The organism is Nocardia sp. NPDC051756 (genome assembly GCF_040681495.1).
GTDB lineage: Bacteria > Actinomycetota > Actinomycetes > Mycobacteriales > Mycobacteriaceae > Nocardia.
Genome location: NZ_JBFAYV010000005.1, coordinates 604,019 through 624,496 on the forward strand (window position 1 = coordinate 604,019; position 20,478 = coordinate 624,496).

The window sequence follows — 20,478 nt, forward strand, 5'->3', positions numbered from 1 at the left end:
CATGACCACAGACACCGTCTTTCGCCGGAAGATCTCGCCCACGGAGCGCCTGTACTTCTTCACCAGGGAGGTGTCGCCGCCGTTCCTGATGCACATGGTCGTGCACGGGGTCGGCACCCTCGATCCCGACGCGGTGCAGCGCGCCGTCGACGTGGCGTCCGCGGCGAATCCCGGCGCGCGGCTGGTCCGCGACGGCAAATACTGGGTGGACAGCGGGGTCTCGGCCCAGGTCCGGGTCGTGCCGGGGTGGACGCTCGACTACGCCACGCTGGAAAACGACGCCGTCCTGAACAGTCCGATCGGCCCCACCCCCGACCGCACCACCGAGGTGCTGCTGCTGACCGGTGAACAAACCACCGTCGTGTTCCGTGTCTTCCACGGAGTGATGGATGGGATGGGCATGCGAATGTGGGTCGACGACGTATTGCGCGCGCTGCGCGGCGTAGCTCCGGTCGGTGCGCCCGACCCCATCTCCGACGCCGAGTTGGTGGCGCAGGTCGGGGCGCCGGGCAAGCAGACGCTGGTGCTGCCGACCTATCCGGCCCCGACCGGGCGCGGTCGTCAGGATCCGGCGGCGTCGCGCTGGTTGTTGCGGCACCGGACCATTCACGCCACCGGCAAGGGCATGATCGCGCGGGTCGCGGCGATCCTCGCCGCCGAGGCGGGCGCGAAGTCCCGGTTCATGGTCCCGGTCGACCTGCGCAGGCACGATCCGGCGCTGCGCTCCACCGGAAACCTCGCGCTGCCACTGTTTCTCGACGTCGCGCCCGGCGACAGCTGGGAGACGGTCAGCGCCCGGATGCGCGCCGGGTTGCAGCAGAAGACCGAGCTGAACCAGCTCGACAACGGTGGCCTGTCGAAGTTCCCGCCCGCCGCGATCCGCTCCGTGCTCCGGGTCAGCAACTGGATCGGCGCCCGGTTCAACCGGAACATGGTGTCGGCCACCGTTTCCCACATGGGCAAGTTCGACCTGGACGAGATGGCCGTGCCCGGGTGGACACCAAGCACGATGCGGGTGCTGCCGCAGCACAGCGGGGCGATGCCGCTGCTGTTCGGGATGATGGAGTCGGGCGGGAAGATCGACCTGACGGTGTCGTGTCGCAACGGCGAAGGCATCGAGCCGCGGCTGGAGGCGCTGCTCGACAAGATCGCCGCCACGCTGGAAGCCGATCTGGCGCCGCAAGATTCGCCGGTGCGATGACCGGCTGGGCACGGTTCGTCATCGCCCGGCCGCGCACGGTGCTCGCCGTGGTCGTCGGGGTGATGCTGCTGTTCGGGTTGCTCGGCCTGAACACCGCCGACAAGGTGAGCGCCGCCGGATTCAATGACCCGTACAGCGAGTCGGCGGCGGTCGATCAGCTCGTCCGCGACCACTTCGGTCCGCAGACACCCGACGCGGTCGCGCTGTACACCGCGCCCGCCGGACAGACTCTCGAAGATATCGGCCCGCGCGTTCAGCAGTCGCTGGCCCAGATCGATCCGACGCTGCTCCAGCGTCCGATCGAAACCTATTGGAACAGCGTCCCGCCGCGTAAACAGTTCCTGAAGTCCGCCGATAACCGGCAGGCGCTGGCGGCGGTGTTCCTGGCCGGTGACGACAACCGGCGGGTCACCGCCTACCCGGATATCGAAGCGGCACTGAAGGTTCCGGGCATCGAGACCAAGTTGTCCGGTTACAGCGCCCTGGCGACCCAGATCAACGGCCAGTCCCAGCACGATCTGGTGCGCGCCGAATCCATCTCGCTGCCACTCACTTTGCTGATCCTCGTGCTGGTGTTCGGCGGCCTGGTCGCGGCCTCGATGCCGGTCGCGGTCGGGGTGCTCACCGTGCTCGGGGCGATGGGCACCATCCGGGTCCTCACCGAGTTCACCGAGGTCAGCACGTTCGCGGTGAATATCGCCTCGCTGCTCGGGTTGGGCATGGCCATCGATTACGGGCTGTTCCTGGTGACCCGATTCCGGGAAGAACACGCCGGCGGCCGCAGTGTCGAGTCCGCCATCGAACGCACCTGCGCCACCGCCGGCCGCACCGTCGCGTTCTCGGCGCTGCTGCTGATCTGTGCCTTCGCCGGAACTTTCGTGTTCCCGCAGGCCGTGCTGCGCTCGCTGGGTTTCGGCGCGATCGCCGCGGTCGCGCTCGCCGCCGGACTCTCGCTCACCGTGCTCCCCGCCATGCTCGCGCTGTTCGGCGCCCGAATCGGCAAGGCGCGCACCAAGGATCGCACCGAGCAATTCTGGGGCCGGGTGGTCGATGCCGTGCTGCGCAGGCCGGGCCTCGTCGCCATCGTCGTCGGCGCGGTGCTCCTGGTCCTCGCCGTGCCGCTCACCGGCGCGAAGCTCGGCGACATCGATCATCGCGCGTTGCCCGCGGGCAATGAAATGCGCACCACCGTCGAGGAACTCACCACCGGGTTCCCCGCCGCGAGCAGCGGCGTCACGGCGGTGCTGCAAGGGACCGACGGCCCACCGCAGTCCGCCGCCGTCGATGCCGCGAGCACCGCGCTGAGTCACGTCGACGGCGTACGACAGGTACTCCAGGTGGGCCGTGCCGATGATTTCGTCGTCTTCCACGCGTTCCTGACCGCCACCGACCGCAGCGAAAACGCCTCGGCCACAGTCGAAGACATCCGCGCCCTGACTCCACCCGACGGCACCGTCCTGCGGATCGGCGGCGACACCGCCGCCACCGTCGACAGCGTCCGCTCCATCGTGCACGCCATGCCCTGGATGATCCTCGCCATGGTCACCGCTACCGTGCTGTTGCTCTTCGCGGCCTTCCGATCAATCGTGTTGCCGCTCAAGGCCGTGCTGATGGCGTTTCTCAGCCTTGCCGCCACCTTCGGCGTCCTCACCTGGATCTTCAACGACGGCCACCTGGCCGGACTGCTCGGCATCAGCCCCGGCCCGCTCGCCGCGGGCATGCTCGTGCTGATCATCGCCGTGGTCTTCGGCCTCTCCACCGACTACGAGGTCTTCCTCCTCTCCCGCATGGTCGAGGCGCACAACGCCGGCGCCGACACCGCGGCCTCGGTCCGCATCGGCACTCTGAAAACCGCCCGCGTGATCACCGCCGCCGCGACCCTGCTCGTCATAGTCACCGGCGCCTTCACCCTTTCGCCGCTGACCCCCATGCGCTTCCTCGGTCTCGGCATGATCATCGCGCTGCTGATCGACGCCACCCTAGTGCGCATGCTGCTGGTCCCGGCCCTCGTCAAACTCATGGGCCCCGCCAATTGGTGGACCCCCATCCGCACCTCGCGCCGAATCCCCGCCACCGTCGAACATGCGGAACAACCAGCGCCAATTCCGTGAATCATGCTGGGGCCCGGTCGAAGCGCCACACCGGATCCCGAAAACATCTGGAACATCGATGAATATCTTGTTCGCAGAATATTTTTTCATACCGATCGGTCGCCACGCCGGGATGAAGATTGCAATACCGTCGATCGCTCTCCAGGCTTAGCTCCCATGTCCGCCGCCTGCCCCTCCTGCTCCTGGCCATCACCGATGCTTGTCTCCACGCACGGGGCGGTGCGCTATATGCGCTGTGTATGCGGCAGATTCCTGGTTTCACACAAGGGCGGGGTGAATTTGGTGACCGGTCGGAGTGCGTGCAAGCCGCCTAAAGCGGCCGAGCACCTCGAGCTGATTCCGATTCCCGAGGCGTAGCACTCCGCCGGTCATTCCCTGGTTCACATGCCGTGCCGACGATCGGCCGACACCAATTCGCTGACCCGCGCCTCGTTTTCGGCGGAGAACGTGTTTCGATATGCCGCCACCGCGCGCTGGGTGTCCTCGGTGACGAGGTCGGCGTTGATCTGCGCGGCCGCGAAAGCGCCTGCCGCCGCGGCCCCGCCGACCTGCGCGGACAGATCGGTGACGTTGCCCGCGACCCACACGCCGGGCGCCTCGGCGCGGCCCATCGCGTCCGCGACGAGGTGCTCGCCGAGACCGAACGGATGTTGCGTCGGCCGCAGCCCAAGTCCGGCAAGGAAATCGGTGCGCGCAGACATCCGGCTCATCACCGTCAGCGCCTCGCGGTGGACCAACCGGCCATCACTCATGCGCACGCCGACGAGTCGATCGTCGACGGTTTCCACCGATGCCACTTCGCCTTTCACCACGGTGATGCCGCGCGCGGCGAACTGCTCCAGCTCCGCACTGCTCGGCGACGGCATGGTGTGCGTGAAAAGGGTGATGTCGTCGCTCCATTGGCGGAACAGCAACGTCTGGTGCACCGCCATCGGCCCGGTGCCGAGCACGCCGATCGCCTGGTCGCGGACCTCCCAGCCGTGGCAGTACGGGCAGTGCAGCACATCCAGGCCCCACCGTTCACGCAGGCCAGGGATCTCCGGCAGCTCATCGACCAGTCCGGTGGTCACCAGCAATCGCCGCGCCCGGACCGTCCGGCCGTCGGCCAGCGCCACGACGAATCCGTCGTCCGCGCGAGACACGGTCTCGACCGCGCCGGAGACCACGTCACCCCCGTACCCGCGCACCTCCGCGCGCCCGCGCTCGATCAGCTCGCTCGGCGCCATCCCGTCCCGGGCCAGCAACCCGTGCACGCCGGTGGCCGGGGCATTGCGCGGCGCGCCCGCGTCGATCACCACCACCGACCGCCGCGCCCGCCCGAGCATCAGCGCACCGCTCAATCCGGCCGCGCCACCGCCGACCACCACCACGTCATAGCCGTCTTTCAGCTGTTCAGTCATCATGACCACCTCCACGAACCACCATGCGGGCCAACCCGGCGTATGTGCAATCTTTGTTGCCGATATGGCAAGCTGTAGTGATGGACGACGACCTCGATCAAGCGCTCGACGCGGTCGGGCCCCGGCTGCGCGCGCTGCGCAAACAACGCGAAACCACGCTGGCCGCCCTGTCGGCGGCCACCGGCATCTCGGTGAGCACCCTGTCCCGCCTGGAATCCGGCGGCCGCCGCCCGACGCTCGAGCAACTACTCCCGCTCGCCCGCGCGCACGGCGTCACCCTGGACGAACTCGTCGACGCCCCGCCCACCGGCGACCCGCGCATCCACCTGCGCCCGATGGCCGCGCACGGCATGACCATCCTCCCGCTCACCCGCCGGGCCGGCGGCATCCAGGCCTACAAGATGGTCCTCCCGGCCAAATCCAGCCGCAATGAGCCGTCGCCGCAAACCCACGAGGGCTACGAATGGCTCTACGTCCTCAACGGCAAACTGCGGCTCGTGCTCGGCGAACGCGACCTCGTGCTCAACCCCGGCGAGGCGGCCGAATTCGATACCAGGGTGCCGCACTGGTTCGGCGCCGCGACCGCCGAATCCGTGGAGTTCCTCAGCCTTTTCGGCAAGCAGGGCGAACGCGCGCACCTGCGCGCCCGCCCCAAACCGCCGGATCAGTAGCGGTCGGAAAATAGGTCGAGATCGTCGCGGGCACTCGGTACCATCCGATGTCATGGAGTGATGACCGATGCCGAGTGCGCCCGCTGGATAACGCAGCCGCAGTAGCGGTTCGAGCGTTCGGTGGTGCTGCCCGCATCCGTCATCACTCCTACGACCTAGGACAGATATGCCCGACGAAACCTTCCTTCAGCACGTCACCGGCCGGTTGGCCGCCATCCCCGGCGTCCAGGCAGTCACGCTCGGCGGCTCGCGCGCCCAGGGCACGCACACCCCGGACAGCGACTGGGACCTCGCCATCTACTATCGAAAATCCCTCGACCCCAACGATCTACGCGAACTCGGCTGGCCCGGTGAGGTTTCCGAACTCGGCGGCTGGGGCGGCGGCGTCTTCAACGGTGGCGCCTGGTTCACCATCGAGGACCGCCAGGTCGACGTCCACTACCGCGATCTCGACGTCGTCGAACACGAACTCGCCGAAGCCGAACAAGGCCGATTCCATTGGGAGCCACTGATGTTCCATCTGGCCGGCATCCCCAGCTACCTGGTCGTCGCCGAACTGGCCATCAACCAGGTCCTACACGGCACCCTCCCCCGTCCCACCTACCCCTCAGCTCTCCGCACGACCGCCCCGCCGATATGGCAGAACCGCGCCGCAATCACGGTGCAGTACGCCAAGAATGCCTATGTCGAACGCGGCCAAACCGCCGAAGTAGCGGCAACTCTCGTCATCGCCGCAATGCACACCGCCCACGCGGTCCTGGCCGCCCGCGGCCAATGGACCACCAACGAAAAACGACTGCTACACCAAGCCGGACTCCGCGACATCGACGCCATTGTCACCGGACTCGACTCGAACCCGAAGTCGTTGACCCAGGCCATCATCGAAGCAGAAGCACTGTTCGACGGTGCGATGAACAGTTGAGACATGGGATGCGCGCACGCTCTTCGGCAATCTGCCGAGGAGCGTGCGCGCGTCCAGCTGTGTGGCTGGTCAGTTCACCGCAGGCGACTTTGCAGTCGCGGGCTGTGGTGTCCATATCCCGGCTGGTTGAGCGCGGCGGCAACGAAATCGGTGTGCCGCAGTCGGCGGCCGAGGCGGGATTCGAGGCAGCCGATGCAGAGAATGCTGTCCGCTGAAGCTGCGGCGCATTTCCATATGGCGTCGTGGACCGTGTACCACTCGTCCGGACCGTCGATGGGCGCAGTTGCCAATCCGCATTCGTGGCAGGGGAATTCATCACGCTCGAAAATTCGCGCATCGACGGATCGATCGCCGATGTCGTTCAACCACATCAGCAATCGATGCACCGAGTCCGAAAAGATCTGAGCTGCCATCGTATTCGACAGTACTAGGCGCGACGCTGGACACTGCCCTTCTTGATGCATGAGGTACACACCTTCATTCGCACAGGCGCACCGTCTTTCACGGCTCGAACGGATTGGATATTCGGATTGAACCGGCGACTCGTCCGTCCCTTCACGTACCGCTGTTGCGCACGGCGGCCGGCCCGCGCCACCTGCTTTCCGAAGCTCGGCTTCTTGCCGCAGACGTCACAATGGGCGGACATCGTCTCTCCTGTTCTCCGACGGCATTGCCGTCGGCGTCGGTGGTCAGTTGCATTGTTGGTGGTCGCCTCGAATCGTGCGCTGCGGTCGAATCCCGATGTCGGCGACGAACACGGTGATGACCAGCGCAAACAGCGATCGTTCCGTCCCAGGATCGATGCAGATCGCATGACATTCCGTGCAGATTGCACTGCGGCTCAGATCCATCCGCGATCGGCGGCGATGCGGATCGTCTCGATGCGGTTGCGCGCGCCTACCTTTCGATTGATGGCGGCCAGGTTGTTACGGATCGTTCCCGACGAAAGATGCAGCGCCACAGCGATTTCGTCGGGAGTGCGGCCCCGCGCGGCCAGGCGGAGGATGTCTAGGTCACGGGGACTGAGCGGATTGTCCGGTCCGTGCAGCGCCTCGGTGACCGCCTGCGGATCCAATACTCGGTCGCCGTGCGCGACCCGGCGCACAGTGGCGGTCAACGCGTCGATCGATGCGCCTTTACTCAAGAACCCTTCCACCTGTGCGGCGAGCGCGGACCTGAGCACGTCGGGGCGGTTCGGGGTCGTCACCACGATCACGCGACAGTCCGGCAGCACCGACTTCAACCGCGTCGCGGCCGAAACCCCATCCAGCCCGGCGAGTTCCGCATCCAGCAGCGCCACGTTCGGCCGGGTGCGCCGCGCGCTCGCCACCACCTCGGTCCCCAATGCCACCTGCGACACCACCTGCATCCCCGGCTCTCCGGAAAGTACCGCGGCCACAGCCTCGCGGGGTAGCCGTTGACCCCCGGCGATCAGCACTCGAATCATGAACGTATTCCTAGTCGGCGAATGCCGAATACACTGCGCCCGTTGACATCACGCGACCACCCGGGGCTACACGAGCCAATCCGTCCGGGATCCGAAACCGGTTGTCGGACAGCTGGAAATAGCAAACGGGCAGGCCAGGTCACGTACGTCAACTGCGCACAGGAGCAGGAAAGGTACAACGAGCATCCCAGGCCATCGGGAGCAGCCGTCCACAAACTGACCAGAGCACGCTTGAGCGGCTCACGGTGTCAGTGCCGGAACGACAACTCCTAAGCGTTTGGGATAGGTCATCACCTCAGAACTCGATGGAAGCCGGACGCGGTACGCGCCCCGCAAACGCCACCACCTTACGACCGGCAGCACCGCGCGCCAACCTATTTTCCGCTCAACTGCTCGATGATCATGTCGCGGAACTGTCGCGCCGCATGGGAAAGATAGGCGTCCTCGCGCCAGACCAGGCGCAGCGTGCGGTAGCTGTCCGGGCTGCTCAGCCGCACCCAGCCGACCTCGGGGTGGGTGCCGACCCGCAACGACATCGCCGGGATCAGGCCGATGCCGAGTCCGGCGCTGACCAGGTACTGCACCGCCGCGAGTTCGTCGCCCTCCACCACGACGTTCGGCACCAGACCGGCCGCGGCGAACAGCTGGTCGGTGAGCGCGCGCTGCCAATAGCCGGTCCGGGTGGTGACGATCGGCTCCCCCGCCAGCGCCTCGACCGGGACATCGCTGCGGCCGGCCAGCGGATGCGCGGCCGGCACCGCCAGCAGGACGGGTTCGCGGACCAGCTCGACGGTATGCAGGTCGGGTCCGGTGAGCGGCTGGGAGGCGAGGCAGAGGTCGACCTCGCGCGCGGCGAGCTGCTGGACCATCCGCTCGGCGGTGGACTGATAGAGCTGGATCTCGACCCCCGGATATCGGGCGCGGAAGCCGGGCAGGAATTCGGTGAGCGAGAGCAGCGTTTCCGACGCGACCGCAACCAGGCCGTGTTCCAGGCCGGCGGCATCGACCAGTTCCCTACGCGCGTCGTCTATTTCGGCGAGGGCGTGGGATATCCGGCGCAGGAAGGCCGCGCCGAACCGGTTCAACCGGATATGACGGCCCTGCCGGTCGAACAACTGCACACCCAGCTCGGCCTCCAGGCGCGCGATCGTCCGGCTGATCGACGGTTGCGCGACGCGCAGTTCCGCGGCGGCGCGGCTGATGTGCTCGTGGCGGGCGACCACCTCGAAATAGCGCAGCGACAACAGGTCCATGATCGCGATCCTCTCATAACTGTGGAGGCATCAATACATGAGTATTTCGGTCTTGGACGCTATGGCTTGTCCGGTCTTAGCGTTGCTGGTGAGGCCGCTGCTGCCTCGATCGATAGTTGTTCTGCGAGAGGATATTTCATGTCCGAGGACGATCCCGGCGAGTTCGTGCGGGCGATGATGCGCTGGCACTTCAGCGCGGAAACCGGTTCGCCGTTCTGGCTGGCGCGCGCCAAGACCCTGGATTTCGATCCGCTGGCCGACGTCCGGAGCTTCGAGGATCTGGCCCTGTTCCCGAATGTCGTCGACGAGTTGCGCGACATCGCGGTCCGCGACCTGATCCCCCGCGGGTACGAGGGCCCGGTGCGCGTGTACGAAAGTGGCGGCACCACCGGGCAACCGAAGCGCGTGGTGTTCACCGCCGACTGGGAGCGCACCGCCGCCGAGTGGCTCGGCGCACGATTCGACGCCATCGGTGTCCCCCGAGATGCCGACTGGCTCAGTGCGATTCCGAGTGGGCCACATGGTGTCGGCGCCACCATCGCCGGGCTCTGCCATGAGCGCGGCGGCCTGAACTTCACCATCGATCTCGACCCGCGCTGGGTGAAGCGACTGATCGCCGACGGGCGGGGCGGGGAGGCCGATGCCTACACCGATCATCTGATCGAGCAGATCGGGTACATCTTGCGCAGTCAGGAAGTGGGCGTACTCGTCTCCACGCCACCGCTGTTGGAGCGGCTCGCGCGGCGCGACGACCTGGTCGAGCTGGTCAATCGCAAGGTTCGCACGATCATTTGGGGCGGTGCGCATTTGGACGCCGATACGCGGGATCTGTTGCGCCGGGAGGTATTCCCGCAGACCGAGCTGGTCGGAATGTATGGCAGCACAATGGTTCTCGGTGCCGCGATCGAACGTCCCGGCCTGAGTGACGAGGATTCGTGCGTATTCGACACTTTCGCCCCGTACACCACGTTCCGGATAGTCGACCCGGAGACCGGGAACGTCGTTCCCTACGGCGAACGCGGTCAGGTCGTGATGAATCATCTGAGCAAGACGGCACTGCTGGTCAACAACACCGAACGCGACCACGGCGTGCGAATGGCCTCCCCGACAGCGGGTTTCGGAGATTCTGTCGCCGACGTCGCGCCGGTCGCCGCCTTCGGTGGCGCGGCCGTGATCGAAGGGGTGTACTGATGCTCCACCTCGACGCACTCGGCCCCACCGGCCCGTACCGGTCGCGCAAGCAGGAGATCATCCACGACCGCACCGGAAATCCGGTCGCCACACTGAGTCTCGTGCCCCGGCTCTACGTCACCCGGGCGATGCAAGCCATGCACCAGACATCCGCCGTCCCCGTCGACGAACGGATCGCGGCGATCGCTCGCGCGGGCCACGCTTTCGCGACCGAGCGGGTCGCCGGCCAGACCGCCGACGAATACCAGCGCACGGTCAGCGCGGTCGCCGGCATGCCGATCACGGTGGTACGCCAGGCAACCGAGGGCATCGAGCGCGCCGCCGCCCACGCCTACCGCAACGTGCACAACGCACGCCCGGTCGGCGCGGTCGGCGAGTGGCAGGACCCATCCACCCGAGCGGGCCGGGCGGTGTGGACCCGGCGCGGCGAAGTGTTCGCCGTGCACGCCGCAGGCAATCACCCTGCGGTGCACCAGGGTTGGCTCGAACCCCTCGCCCTCGGCTATCGCGTCGCCGTACGCCCCTCCCGCCGCGAGCCGTTCACCCCACACCGGCTGATCAGCGCCCTACGTACCGCCGGCTTCGGCGAAGACCAGGTCATGCTCCTGCCCACCGATCACGACGCGGCCGACGAAATCCTCCGCCTGGCCGACCTCGGCATGGTCTACGGCGGCGACACCGTAGTCGCCAAATACGCAGGCAACCCCGCCATCCTCCCCCAGGGCCCAGGACGCTCCAAAATCCTCCTGACCGAAGACGCCGACTGGACCTCCGCCCTCGACACCATCGTCGAATCCATCAGCGGCGGTGGAGGAGTCGGCTGCGTCAACGCCACCGCAATCCTCGTCGAAGGCGACCCCACCCCCATAGCCGCCGCAGTCGCCGACCGCCTAGCCGCCCTCCCCAGCCTGCCCGCCCACGATGAACAAGCCATCCTCCCCGTCCACACCCTCCAAGCCGCCCACCAATGGGAAGACCACCTCCTGAAACGAGCCGCAGGAACCAAACCCTGGCTAGGCGGAACCGGCATCGTCCACGACCTAGGCAACGGCACCGCCGCCCTCCGCCCCGCCGTCCACCAGGTCGACAGTCCCCTCGCCCCCCAGATCACGGCAGAACTCCCCTTCCCCTGCGTCTGGATCGCCCCTTGGACCCGCACCGACGCCCTCACCCCGCTACGCAACACCCTCGTCCTCGCCGCCTTGACCCCCGACCGCAACCTGATCGACGAACTCATCAACGAACCAACCATCAGCAACGTCTACCTAGGCAACCACCCCACCACCTGGCTGGACCCCGCCCTCCCCCACGACAGCTACCTCGGCGAATTCCTCATGCGAACCAAATCCGTCCTGCGCTGACGACCGTCTCGGCCGCCGGTCAGGGCTGTGGCACGATGGGTGAGATGCGACGGTGGTGGGGCGAGTTCGGGTCGATCGGACCCTGCTCAGGGGTAACCCCTGGGAACGCATTGTCAGTTGGGATCAGCGTCCGAAGCCGCTCCGCACGCTCCGCGTGCTTGCCGGCACCGAGGACGAGAGAATTCAGTCGTCCCACCCCGTCGCACCGCTGATGGTCGCCCGCGCGATCTCGGCATCGGTCGCCAGTGCACTCGTTCACGAATTCGAACAGGTCGACAGGTCCTGGTGTCATGCCGAGATGACCGAAGCGTTTGCCGTGGTCGTCGGCCCGGCCCGAGCGGAAGCGCTCACCTGTCGAGTGCTGGATCTCATACCGCTGGAACCCATCGACCGACGAGCAACCCTGCACGCCCTGCTCATCGAACTGCCCAAGCTGCCGGAGACGCCGATAACGCTGATCCGCGAACCGGCTCCGCTCCACTTCGGCGTCCCCGAATTGCCGGACCTGCGCGCGGTCGCGACGATGCTCAATCTGACCCCGGCGGAACTCGACTGGTTCGCCGACCGCGGCGGCTGGCTGCGCACCGCGCGAGAACCCCTGTCGCACTACCGATATCGGCATCTGCCCAAATCCAACGGCACCCGGCTGGTCGAGGCTCCCAAACCCCGTCTGCGCGAAATCCAGCGCACCATCGCCCACCGAATCCTCTCCCACATCCCCGCACACCCTGCCTGCCACGGATTCGAGAAGGGTTGCAGTGCTGCCACTTTCGCTGCTCCGCATGCGCAGGCGTCCGTGGTCGTCCGCATGGATCTACGCGACTTCTTCTCCACCATCGGCGTCGCGCGGGTACGCGGCGTCTACCGCGGCTGCGGATACCCCGACGACGTCGCCCGCATCCTGGCCGACCTCTGCACCACCGCAACCGCATCGACCTCATTACGCACCCTCGACCCCCGCCAGCGAACGCTGCTCAAAACTCCGCACCTCCCCCAAGGTGGCCCCACCTCGCCCCGGCTCGCCAACCTCATCGCCCACAACCTCGATCGCCGCATCGCCGGCTACGCCCGCCGCCACAACCTCATCTACACCCGCTACGCCGACGACCTAGCCCTGTCCGGCCCCGCAGCTACCGACACCGATGCCGCCATCTGGACCCTCACCACCATCGCCCGTGACGAAGGCTTCACCATCAACCCCGCCAAAACCCTGATCCGCCACCAACACCAACGCCAAACCCTCGCCGGCCTCGTGGTCAACTCCCACCCCGCGGTACCTCGCCCCACATACGACGACCTCCGAGCCATACTCCACAACTGCCGGCAAACCGGCGCGGCGGCCCAAAACCACCACTCCCACCCCGACTTCCGCGCCCACATCTACGGCCTGATCGCCTGGATCGGCGAGCACAGCCCGGCTCGCCGTCAACGCCTACTTGCTGTGGCCGACCAAATCTGTTGGGACTGAACCCATCCCGTCGTCCGAGTGCATCACCTCGGATTGCTTCGGCGCGGCCGGCACCCATCCGCGCAGCGGCTGCACCACCGATCCGTAGAACGCGTCGGTCGCCGACTTCACACTGGCGATGAAGCTCGCCGCCGTCCCGGATCGCCGGTTGCCCATCGGGAAGTTCTGCTCCAGTGCGAAAGACACGATCGGGCCCGTGCGGCCTGTCGTCAGCACCTTCGGGTTCGCGCGCACCGTTCGGAGGAGTTCGCACGCTTCGGTGCCGCGTTCGGCGAACACCACTTCGACCTGGACGTCGTCCGGTGCGTCGTCGAGTTGCTTGATCAGCCAGGACAATCGACGGCCGGAGGTGCCCTCGTTCGGTGCGTCGAGGGTGGTGCGACAGCGGATCTTGTTGGTTCGCACATCCGCGACCACCACCAGATCGCCTGCGGTATCAGGAATCCGGAGCACGGCCTCGAATGTTCCGTCGGCGGCGAGCCGCTCGGCCACGGCGGCGCTGCGGGCGGCCGGATCGGCGCGGTGCCGGCGGGACAGCACATGATTGACGGACGCACCGAGTTGGGCGGTCAGTCGCAACGCGAGATGACGGGACAGCGACACCCATGTATCGGCGACGGCCAGCGCCTTCTGATCGCCCGCGCGCAAGGTCCCTGCTGTTACCGAGTCACGGACAGCGACCCAATGCCGTCCCATATCAACGAATTCCGATGCGCCCGACCGCGGGCAGTCGAGATAACGCAGGAACTCGCTCAGGATCCAGGCGTGCAAGTCCTCTTCGATACCGCCGTGCGAGAGCAGCATTCGCGCCTCGTGTGCCACCTCGGCCCAAGACAGATGCCGCAGCGCAACTTTGGTGAGCTTGCGGCGGTCGACCTCGACCGGAAGTTCGCCAGGGCTGGCCGGCACGTCGTTGGACAGGCTGACCACCACGTCGTACTTCTTCCTGCGCGCCACATCGAGGTAGTTCTCCAACTGTTCCCGCCGCAGCTTGCCGTTGCCGGTCTTGACCTCGAGCAACCCGGTCCACACGCGACTGCCGCGCGACACCTTCAGCACCGCGTCCGGGACGACCTTCGAATCGCCCCGTTCGAACTGCACCTCGACATACCCCTCGAACACCCCCACCGGCGCACCCATCCGCGCACACACCGCCCGCGCAAACGGCCGCACGGCCTGCATCGTCGCGATCAAGGCCGATGTCGCACGCCGCTCTTGCTCTTCGCCGGCACCGACCCCGATCACCGAGAACAACGGAGCCCGCTGCCAGGTATCGAGCTCGGCAAGCTTGAACTCCATCGGCTTTGCCTTCTTCAACGCCCGCTTGGCGGTGCGCACTCCGCGGTTCTGCACCGGAGGTTTGGCCGGTTGTTCGCGCGGCGGCGGTGCGGCGATCGCCGGTTCCGGACGCACCGAGGGCGCCTCGACCGGCTCGTGCTCGACATCCTCGTCCACATCGACGCCGAAGTGCGTCGCCAACCCGGCCAGACCCGACTCCCACCCCTGCCCCACCGCGCGGACTTTCCACTCGCTGCCGCGCCGATACACCTCACCGAAGACGAACGCCGACTCCGTGGTCGCATCGGCGGTGGTGTACTCCGCCAGCGAATGCCCGGCAGCGTCAACAACTCTCAACGTCAGCTTGCCGAGATCGCCGAACGTGCCGACACCGATGCTGCCGACCAGCGCCACGGTGTGCACCGCAGCGGAAACCGCCGACAAGTCGACCGCAATCCGCGCCTGCGCGCCCTCCTCGGTCGCACTCACCCCCAGAAACCGCACCGCCCCATCCACCGATTCCGGCTGGTTGTAGAAAACGAAATCGCTGTCACAACCGACCTTCCCGTCCGCCCCCAACAGCAGCGCCGACCCATCCACCTCGATCTCCGACTCGGTCCACCCGATCACCACATCGATGCGCACCACATCATCAGGCAGCGACAGATTCTGCCCCTTGCTCAGCATCGGAGACGTCACAGCGATCACCCTTCTCGCAATTCGACACACTCGCCCGATGAGTTTCCCAACCAGCTCTTTCGATGTCTGTCCCCCGAACACCCGACAGTCGGCCGCAGCCCTGGACCGGCGGATTAGCGTGTGACGAGCAGTAGCGAAACCCCATTTCGCGTCACCGAATATGCTGACCCACCCACCGACAAGGGCATCCGATGAACACCACAATCGACAAGATCGCCTGGATACACCTGGAGCACGGCCGGATTCTCAGCACCCGATCACGCGGCAAGGACGTCTACTACCTCCCCGGCGGAAAGCGCGAACCCGGCGAGACCGACCTCGACACCCTCACCCGAGAGATCACCGAAGAACTCACCATCGCCCTGAATCCCACCACCGCCACCCACCTGGGCACCTTCCGCGCCCAAGCGCACGGCCACCCAGACGGCATCACCGTCCAGATGACCTGCTACACCGCCGACCACCACGGAACACCAACCCCCAGTAGCGAAATCGACGAGATCGTCTGGCTCACCTACGCCGACCGCCCCCACGTCTCCCCCGTAGACCAACTCATCTTCGACCACCTCCACCGATCCGGCCACCTCCACTGAGTTCACGCACCGTCCCCGAGAAACGGCGACGCATACGACCGCGCATAGGTGTACTGCGGCGACACGGTGATCACGTCACACACCCGCACCACCCGCTCCGGCACCTTGCCACCGAAATGCTCGGCGCTGGGCACAACGACAGCTTCGGCCCCGACGGCACGGACCACATTCAACAAGCGGTCGACCGGTCCGTCGGTATCCGCCCCGAACACCACCGTCTTCGCCAGCTCATACCCGAATCGCTTTGCCAGACTGCGAATCTGAGTCTCATGCCACGGCTGCGAGCAGCCCGAGACATCACGCCGCAAGTACCCGATCGCCGTCGGTCGACTCATCGATTCACCCCATTCGACTCGTTGTTGGCCGGCAGCTCGGGACCGGGTTGACCGGCACCAGCCCCAAGCGCCATGCATGACGCTAGAAAGAGCAGAAGGGAGACAGCCACGATCTTGCACGGTCTTGCACGTATTTGCCTGCCTGGGAACACATCCGGTGCAGATGGGGAATCATGTAAGGGGTACGGAAAGACCGTGCACGATTCTCGGCAGGGGGCCAAGATCATGCGGTTACAGTTCCTCGGCAAGGGCGGGTCCGGCAAAGACGACTGCCCCACCCTGTACGCCACCGATCAGGGAAGCTATCTGATCCAAGGCTGGAAGACCGGCGACCCAGAGGTGGTGGAAATTCCCCATCTGCTACTCGGATTTGCAGAAAAGGACACCTACATCGGAGTGCCGCTGGCCGATACGGGACGTGGCACGTTCACCCTCGCCGGTCGGCCGGTTTCCGACCACGAAACCCTCGACCAGCTGACCATGGAAGAATACGAGACAGCCATCGAGGTACCTAAGAGCGAGAGGGCTTATTACGGTGGAATTCCGGCCAATTAGGCCACTCTTGCAGGAGTGTCATCGTGAAGCGTTCCGGCTGGAAGTCCAAGACTCCTATGGAGTACCGGGAGAGTCCGAACCACTGAATCGGTTCCTGAACAATGAACCGTTCGACCTGCGTCCTTGGTTTCAGGATTGGTACGACTTCGTGCAGGAGACCACCGCACGCGGCGTTGCCGTACGCCGCGTGCGTGTGGTCACCGTTCCACACACCGACTATCACCGGTGGCTGTTGAACCTGACGGCGCTCAATGTCGAGGCCGGTGAAGATATTCGGTACTTGCCGCGGCGGCTCGCCGAAGAGCTACCGTCCGATGATTGGTGGCTACTCGACAACGAACGAGTCGCCTTCAACCTCACAGACGGTGAAGGACGCGCGGTCGGCGGTGCGGCGACCACGAACGATCCCTGGATCGTTGATCACTGTCGAAGCGTGCGAGACCGTCTCTGGCCGTTGGCAACTCCCTACTCCGAGTACGACCGGGACCCGAAGACCGACATCGAGCAGTGACGAGTTCGGTACAGGAGGCGCGCGAAGCGCTCGGAAAGAGGCTCCGGCAGATCCGGCGGTCTGCCGGGCTGACCGGCGTCGAGCTGGCCCGAAGAGCGGGTTGGCACGAGTCGAAGGTCTCGAAGATCGAGTACGGGCGGATCAAGCCATCCGACGTCGATATCCGAGCCTATTGCGCCCATGCCGACACCAACGATCAAATTGCCGATTTGCTTGCCACGCTGCACAATATAGATTCCGCGTATCTCGAATGGAAGCAGGTGCTCGGCACCGGCGTAAAACGCCGGCAACAGCAGACGCTCAAACTCGAAGCGGAAGCAACAGTCATCCGCAACTATCAGCCATACATCGTTACCGGGCTGCTTCAGACCGCCGAGTACGCCAGGGCCATCCTCGCGAATGTCATCGAGTTCTACGGCATCCCTGATGACCTGGACGAAGGCGTGTCGAAGCGGATGGAGCGGCAGCAAGTACTCTACCGGCGCAACAAGCGATTCCACTTCCTGATCGGCGAGCAGTCGCTCTATACGACAGTCGGGGACAACGGGGTCATGGCCGGCCAGCTCGATCGACTGATGTCCGTCATCGGACTACCGCGCGTCACGCTCGGAATAATCCCCCTGGCCGCCGAAGCCAAAGTGCTGATGAACAATTTCGTCATGTTCGACAATCGGTTGGTGAAGGAAGAAGGAAGTACAGCCGGACTCTCCATCACCCAACCGAGAGAGATAGCCCTCTACGGCCGCGCATTCGACATCCTCGCCCGACAGTCCGTGACGGGCTCCTCCGCTCGAGCGCTCATCGGAACAGCCCTGGACCGACGGCGCGGCACCGAAGGGCGTTAACTGAGAGGGCAGAGTAGCAGCGATGAAGCATGAGTACGAGGCGAAGTTCTTGTCGGTCGATGTCGACTGTTTGCGAGAGAAGTTCAGGGAGCTCGGTGCGATTCAGGTATTCTCGCGAACGTTGTTGACTCGCAAGATATTCGAGAGCGATGCGCTTAGCAGTGGGGCGTGGGTCCGGCTGCGGGACGAGGGGGCTCGCTGCACGTTGACGCTCAAGCGGGTCACTGACGCCACCTCTATCGACGGCACCACGGAAATCGAAACCACCGTGGGCGATCTGCACGCCTTGGGTGAAATCCTGGTCGAACTCGGATTGCGGCAAGTCCGGTACCAGGAGAACTATCGCGAGGAGTGGCAATTCGGGGACGTGGTGTTCGATCTGGATACGTGGCCTGGTTTGCCGACATTTCTGGAGATCGAGGGCCCGAGCGAGAGTGCTGTGCGTCTTGCGGCGGCGCGCTTGGATCTGGACTACGCCGAGGCGAGATTCGGCAGTGTGGACGAGATCTACAAGCGTGAAACGGGGCGGGACATACTCGCTGAGCCGACGCTGCTGTTCGAGTACCCGGCAGCGGAGTCCGGCCGGGGATCCGGGGCGATCGGCTCATTGACCGTAGGAGAAGCGGAGGTCCGCGAAGAGTAGTTGGTTGAGGCGGCGGCGGAGGTGGCCGGTTTTGCTTTGGTCGGGGGGTTCCGTCGGGGTGAGGAGGGTGAAGTTCAGGAGGGTTTCGCCGGAATTGGTTGGGGTCAGGTGGAAGTGGATTTGGTCGTCGGGTCTGGTGGGCCATAGGGAAGACCAGACGACGGTGTTAGGGATTTCGGCCGCTAAGACTTTGGGGTCGACTTCGTCGGGCAGCAGGTTGAGCCAGGGGCGGGCCTGGGGGCGTCGGGGATTGGTCAGGGATGCCCAGACGATGGAGGGTGGGGCGGGTAGGCGGCGGGTTCTCGAGCCGAACTCGATCATCCTTGCAGCGTAGAGCGGTGACTGGGTGGTTCGCCGGCGGGACCTGACACGGCGAACCGGCCGATGTGGGATGCCAGGAACGGCCTCTTGGGTACTCGGGCCAGCGAGGTAGCGCCCCTGCGACGAGGGGCTCTACCGTTCACTGCTCGGGGCTGAGGATTTCTCCGGTGCCGGCCGAGCGGACCAGGATCGCCTCGATCGGGCAGGATTCGGCGGCATCGATGAGCAGGTCGTCGGGCTGGACGACCTCGGCGATCGGGCTGGATCGGCCGTCGACGAGGGTGAAGTGTTCGGGGGCCAGGCCGGTGCACATGCCGGAGCCGAGGCAGGTGCCCCGGTCCACTTCGATCCGCCACTTCTGTTCTGTCATAACAGTTTCCCCTTACCAGCTGACCGGAAGCGCTTTCGGCCCACGGACCAGCAGGCCGGTCTTCCACGGTACTTCCTCGAACGGGACCGCGAGGTGCAGCGTCGGGAAGCGTTGCAGCAGTGAGCCTAACGCGACCTGCAACTCCAGTCTGGCGAGTTGGGCACCCAGGCAGTGATGGATGCCGTGACCGAACGCCATGTGCGGGTTGTTGTTTCGGGTGAGATCGAGTTCTTCGGAATTGTCGAACACGCTCTCGTCGCGGTTGGCGGCCTGGGTGTTGACGATCACCGAATCCCCTGCGCGCACGGTGACATCGCCCAGCACCACATCTTCGGTGGCGACGCGGGCGAAGGATCCGCCGGAGCCGAGCTGGACGTAGCGCAGCAGTTCCTCGATCGCGCCGGGCACCAGGTCCGGCCGGCTGCGCAGCAATTCCCAGTGCCGCGGCTCGCTGAGCAGGACGTAGGTGAAGTTGGCGATCTGGTTGGCGGTGGTCTCGTGGCCCGCGATCAGCAGGCCGATCCCCATGTTGACCAGCTCGTCCTCGGTGAGGCGGTCGTCGTTGTCGCGCGCGGCGACCAGCGCGGCGAGCAGGTCGTCGGTGGGCTCGGCCCGGCGCTGCGCGACCAATTCGGCGAGGTACTCCTCGAGCGAGGCGCGCGCGTCGTCGATCTGCGCGGGGGTGTGCGCGGTGGTGGACAGCACGGTGTCGGAGAAGTCGCGGAAGCGGTGCTGATCCGCGGTGGGCACGCCGAGCATCTCGCAGATGACGGTGACCGGCAGCGGCAGCGCGAGGCTTTGCACCAAATCGGCCACCGGACCGGCTGATTCGATCTCGTTCAGCCGCTCGTCCACGATCTGCTGGGCGCGCGGCCGGAGCTGTTCGACCCGCCGGCTGGTGAACGCCTTGGCGACGAGCTTGCGCAGCCTGCTGTGCTCGGGCGCGTCCATGCTGAGCAACGAGTTCTGCCGCGACGTGCCCGGCGTGGTGCGCGGAATGTCCTCGCGGTCAACGGTTACCGCGCGACTGAACCGCGGGTCGGCGAGCACCAGCTTGGCGTCCGCGTAGCGGGTGACCAGCCAGCCCTCGTCGCCGTAGGGCAGTTGGACGCGCGAGGTCGGTTCCTCGCGGCGCAGCTTGGCGAACAGTGGGTCCATGTCCAGGCGGATGGGTTCACCGAAAGGGTATTGGCGCACCTCAGTTTTCACGGTCATGCGGGTCTCCCTTGGCCGACGCCGACTGGCGCGGTAGCGATGTAAGCAATTGCTTACAACATCTCATGTTAGGGAGGTCACAATGCCC

Annotated in this window: 22 protein-coding genes; 12 read left to right on the forward strand and 10 right to left on the reverse strand. The window is 65.8% G+C overall.

All coding sequences use genetic code 11. The annotated features are described in order from the left end of the window. Window position 1: 1 nt before the first annotated feature. Window positions 2-1,201, forward strand: a complete 1,200-nt coding sequence (locus AB0M22_RS24760; protein ID WP_364731172.1) for a peptide synthetase — start codon at window positions 2-4, stop codon at window positions 1,199-1,201. Beyond that, entirely contained in the window at window positions 1,198-3,312 is a 2,115-nt protein-coding gene (locus tag AB0M22_RS24765) for an MMPL family transporter (RefSeq protein ID WP_364731175.1), read from the forward strand. Before AB0M22_RS24760 ends, AB0M22_RS24765 begins: the two co-directional genes overlap by 4 nt. A 380-nt stretch (window positions 3,313-3,692) precedes the next feature. Here AB0M22_RS24765 and AB0M22_RS24770 read toward each other — a convergent pair whose 3' ends face one another. Beyond that, entirely contained in the window at window positions 3,693-4,712 is a 1,020-nt protein-coding gene (locus AB0M22_RS24770; protein WP_364731178.1) for an NAD(P)/FAD-dependent oxidoreductase, read from the reverse strand. Window positions 4,713-4,792: 80 nt separating this feature from the next. Here AB0M22_RS24770 and AB0M22_RS24775 point away from each other — a divergent pair, with 80 nt between their 5' ends. Further along, window positions 4,793-5,383: an XRE family transcriptional regulator gene (locus AB0M22_RS24775; RefSeq protein ID WP_364731180.1), complete on the forward strand. Its 591-nt coding sequence runs from the start codon at window positions 4,793-4,795 to the stop codon at window positions 5,381-5,383. Between the two features lie 166 nt (window positions 5,384-5,549). After that, window positions 5,550-6,305 carry a nucleotidyltransferase domain-containing protein gene (locus AB0M22_RS24780; RefSeq protein WP_364731183.1) on the forward strand — a complete coding sequence of 252 codons (756 nt, stop codon included), beginning with the start codon at window positions 5,550-5,552 and terminating at the stop codon, window positions 6,303-6,305. 74 nt (window positions 6,306-6,379) lie between these two features. Here the strand turns inward: AB0M22_RS24780 and AB0M22_RS24785 are convergent, their stop codons facing one another. The 4 genes from AB0M22_RS24785 to AB0M22_RS24800 form a co-directional block, all read right to left on the reverse strand. Next, window positions 6,380-6,769: a hypothetical protein gene (locus AB0M22_RS24785; RefSeq protein ID WP_364731185.1), complete on the reverse strand. Its 390-nt coding sequence runs from the start codon at window positions 6,767-6,769 to the stop codon at window positions 6,380-6,382. Next, on the reverse strand, window positions 6,733-6,951 hold the full coding sequence (rpmB, locus tag AB0M22_RS24790) for a 50S ribosomal protein L28 (protein WP_150404480.1): 219 nt from the start codon (window positions 6,949-6,951) through the stop codon (window positions 6,733-6,735). The genes AB0M22_RS24785 and rpmB overlap by 37 nt, the downstream gene beginning before the upstream one ends. A 195-nt stretch (window positions 6,952-7,146) precedes the next feature. Beyond that, window positions 7,147-7,752 (reverse strand): response regulator transcription factor, encoded by a 606-nt coding sequence (locus AB0M22_RS24795; RefSeq protein ID WP_364731188.1) that lies wholly within the window; start codon window positions 7,750-7,752, stop codon window positions 7,147-7,149. A 374-nt stretch (window positions 7,753-8,126) separates the two neighbouring features. Then, complete coding sequence (locus AB0M22_RS24800) at window positions 8,127-9,005, reverse strand: LysR family transcriptional regulator (protein WP_364731191.1); 879 nt, start codon at window positions 9,003-9,005, stop codon at window positions 8,127-8,129. 138 nt (window positions 9,006-9,143) lie between these two features. On the opposite strand from AB0M22_RS24800, the gene AB0M22_RS24805 reads away from it, so the two are divergent. The 3 genes from AB0M22_RS24805 to AB0M22_RS24815 all read left to right on the forward strand — a co-directional run bounded on the left by AB0M22_RS24805 (window position 9,144) and on the right by AB0M22_RS24815 (window position 13,025). Further along, window positions 9,144-10,196 carry an AMP-binding protein gene (locus AB0M22_RS24805; protein WP_364731193.1) on the forward strand — a complete coding sequence of 351 codons (1,053 nt, stop codon included), beginning with the start codon at window positions 9,144-9,146 and terminating at the stop codon, window positions 10,194-10,196. After that, entirely contained in the window at window positions 10,196-11,557 is a 1,362-nt protein-coding gene (locus AB0M22_RS24810; RefSeq protein ID WP_364731196.1) for an aldehyde dehydrogenase family protein, read from the forward strand. Before AB0M22_RS24805 ends, AB0M22_RS24810 begins: the two co-directional genes overlap by 1 nt. 298 nt (window positions 11,558-11,855) lie before the next feature. Continuing rightward, complete coding sequence (locus AB0M22_RS24815) at window positions 11,856-13,025, forward strand: reverse transcriptase family protein (protein WP_364731199.1); 1,170 nt, start codon at window positions 11,856-11,858, stop codon at window positions 13,023-13,025. Here the strand turns inward: AB0M22_RS24815 and AB0M22_RS24820 are convergent. After that, on the reverse strand, window positions 12,990-15,002 hold the full coding sequence (locus AB0M22_RS24820; RefSeq protein ID WP_364731202.1) for a TerD family protein: 2,013 nt from the start codon (window positions 15,000-15,002) through the stop codon (window positions 12,990-12,992). The two genes, AB0M22_RS24815 and AB0M22_RS24820, sit on opposite strands and share 36 nt — an antisense overlap. Window positions 15,003-15,193: 191 nt before the next feature. On the opposite strand from AB0M22_RS24820, the gene AB0M22_RS24825 reads away from it, so the two are divergent. Beyond that, a complete protein-coding gene (locus tag AB0M22_RS24825) occupies window positions 15,194-15,595 on the forward strand; it encodes an NUDIX domain-containing protein (protein ID WP_364731204.1) in 402 nt (133 codons plus the stop codon). A 2-nt stretch (window positions 15,596-15,597) separates the two neighbouring features. Here AB0M22_RS24825 and AB0M22_RS24830 read toward each other — a convergent pair whose 3' ends face one another. Beyond that, window positions 15,598-15,930, reverse strand: coding sequence for a hypothetical protein (locus AB0M22_RS24830; protein ID WP_364731206.1), 333 nt, complete (start codon window positions 15,928-15,930; stop codon window positions 15,598-15,600). A 195-nt stretch (window positions 15,931-16,125) separates the two neighbouring features. Between AB0M22_RS24830 and AB0M22_RS24835 the strand changes: the two genes are divergently transcribed. From AB0M22_RS24835 to AB0M22_RS24850, 4 genes are read left to right on the forward strand one after another with little or no spacing between them, the layout of a single operon-like run. Beyond that, window positions 16,126-16,485, forward strand: a complete 360-nt coding sequence (locus AB0M22_RS24835) for a hypothetical protein (protein WP_364731208.1) — start codon at window positions 16,126-16,128, stop codon at window positions 16,483-16,485. A gap of 7 nt (window positions 16,486-16,492) precedes the next feature. Beyond that, window positions 16,493-16,996: a DUF6879 family protein gene (locus tag AB0M22_RS24840; RefSeq protein ID WP_364731211.1), complete on the forward strand. Its 504-nt coding sequence runs from the start codon at window positions 16,493-16,495 to the stop codon at window positions 16,994-16,996. After that, complete coding sequence (locus AB0M22_RS24845; RefSeq protein ID WP_364731214.1) at window positions 16,993-17,841, forward strand: helix-turn-helix transcriptional regulator; 849 nt, start codon at window positions 16,993-16,995, stop codon at window positions 17,839-17,841. The genes AB0M22_RS24840 and AB0M22_RS24845 overlap by 4 nt, the downstream gene beginning before the upstream one ends. 22 nt (window positions 17,842-17,863) lie before the next feature. Next, window positions 17,864-18,484 (forward strand): class IV adenylate cyclase, encoded by a 621-nt coding sequence (locus AB0M22_RS24850; RefSeq protein WP_364731217.1) that lies wholly within the window; start codon window positions 17,864-17,866, stop codon window positions 18,482-18,484. On the opposite strand, the gene AB0M22_RS24855 is transcribed toward AB0M22_RS24850, so the two are convergent. From AB0M22_RS24855 to AB0M22_RS24865, 3 genes are all read right to left on the reverse strand, one after another. Next, window positions 18,446-18,805: a hypothetical protein gene (locus AB0M22_RS24855; RefSeq protein ID WP_364731221.1), complete on the reverse strand. Its 360-nt coding sequence runs from the start codon at window positions 18,803-18,805 to the stop codon at window positions 18,446-18,448. The two genes, AB0M22_RS24850 and AB0M22_RS24855, sit on opposite strands and share 39 nt — an antisense overlap. A 139-nt stretch (window positions 18,806-18,944) precedes the next feature. Next, window positions 18,945-19,175 (reverse strand): ferredoxin, encoded by a 231-nt coding sequence (locus AB0M22_RS24860; RefSeq protein WP_364731224.1) that lies wholly within the window; start codon window positions 19,173-19,175, stop codon window positions 18,945-18,947. Between the two features lie 12 nt (window positions 19,176-19,187). Then, window positions 19,188-20,390 carry a cytochrome P450 gene (locus tag AB0M22_RS24865; RefSeq protein WP_364731227.1) on the reverse strand — a complete coding sequence of 401 codons (1,203 nt, stop codon included), beginning with the start codon at window positions 20,388-20,390 and terminating at the stop codon, window positions 19,188-19,190. Between the last annotated feature and the right edge of the window lie 88 nt (window positions 20,391-20,478).

Excerpts from the sequence above, each read along its gene's own strand:
- AB0M22_RS24760 (WP_364731172.1), top strand. The coding sequence starts at position 2 with ATGACCACAGACACCGTCTTTCGCCGGAAGATCTCGCCCACGGAGCGC.
- AB0M22_RS24765 (WP_364731175.1), top strand. The coding sequence starts at position 1,198 with ATGACCGGCTGGGCACGGTTCGTCATCGCCCGGCCGCGCACGGTGCTC.
- AB0M22_RS24770 (WP_364731178.1), bottom strand. The coding sequence starts at position 4,712 with ATGACTGAACAGCTGAAAGACGGCTATGACGTGGTGGTGGTCGGCGGT.
- AB0M22_RS24775 (WP_364731180.1), top strand. The coding sequence starts at position 4,793 with ATGGACGACGACCTCGATCAAGCGCTCGACGCGGTCGGGCCCCGGCTG.
- AB0M22_RS24780 (WP_364731183.1), top strand. The coding sequence starts at position 5,550 with ATGCCCGACGAAACCTTCCTTCAGCACGTCACCGGCCGGTTGGCCGCC.
- AB0M22_RS24785 (WP_364731185.1), bottom strand. The coding sequence starts at position 6,769 with ATGCATCAAGAAGGGCAGTGTCCAGCGTCGCGCCTAGTACTGTCGAAT.
- rpmB (WP_150404480.1), bottom strand. The coding sequence starts at position 6,951 with ATGTCCGCCCATTGTGACGTCTGCGGCAAGAAGCCGAGCTTCGGAAAG.
- AB0M22_RS24795 (WP_364731188.1), bottom strand. The coding sequence starts at position 7,752 with ATGATTCGAGTGCTGATCGCCGGGGGTCAACGGCTACCCCGCGAGGCT.
- AB0M22_RS24800 (WP_364731191.1), bottom strand. The coding sequence starts at position 9,005 with ATGGACCTGTTGTCGCTGCGCTATTTCGAGGTGGTCGCCCGCCACGAG.
- AB0M22_RS24805 (WP_364731193.1), top strand. The coding sequence starts at position 9,144 with ATGTCCGAGGACGATCCCGGCGAGTTCGTGCGGGCGATGATGCGCTGG.
- AB0M22_RS24810 (WP_364731196.1), top strand. The coding sequence starts at position 10,196 with ATGCTCCACCTCGACGCACTCGGCCCCACCGGCCCGTACCGGTCGCGC.
- AB0M22_RS24815 (WP_364731199.1), top strand. The coding sequence starts at position 11,856 with ATGACCGAAGCGTTTGCCGTGGTCGTCGGCCCGGCCCGAGCGGAAGCG.
- AB0M22_RS24825 (WP_364731204.1), top strand. The coding sequence starts at position 15,194 with ATGAACACCACAATCGACAAGATCGCCTGGATACACCTGGAGCACGGC.
- AB0M22_RS24830 (WP_364731206.1), bottom strand. The coding sequence starts at position 15,930 with ATGAGTCGACCGACGGCGATCGGGTACTTGCGGCGTGATGTCTCGGGC.
- AB0M22_RS24850 (WP_364731217.1), top strand. The coding sequence starts at position 17,864 with ATGAAGCATGAGTACGAGGCGAAGTTCTTGTCGGTCGATGTCGACTGT.
- AB0M22_RS24855 (WP_364731221.1), bottom strand. The coding sequence starts at position 18,805 with ATGATCGAGTTCGGCTCGAGAACCCGCCGCCTACCCGCCCCACCCTCC.
- AB0M22_RS24860 (WP_364731224.1), bottom strand. The coding sequence starts at position 19,175 with ATGACAGAACAGAAGTGGCGGATCGAAGTGGACCGGGGCACCTGCCTC.
- AB0M22_RS24865 (WP_364731227.1), bottom strand. The coding sequence starts at position 20,390 with ATGACCGTGAAAACTGAGGTGCGCCAATACCCTTTCGGTGAACCCATC.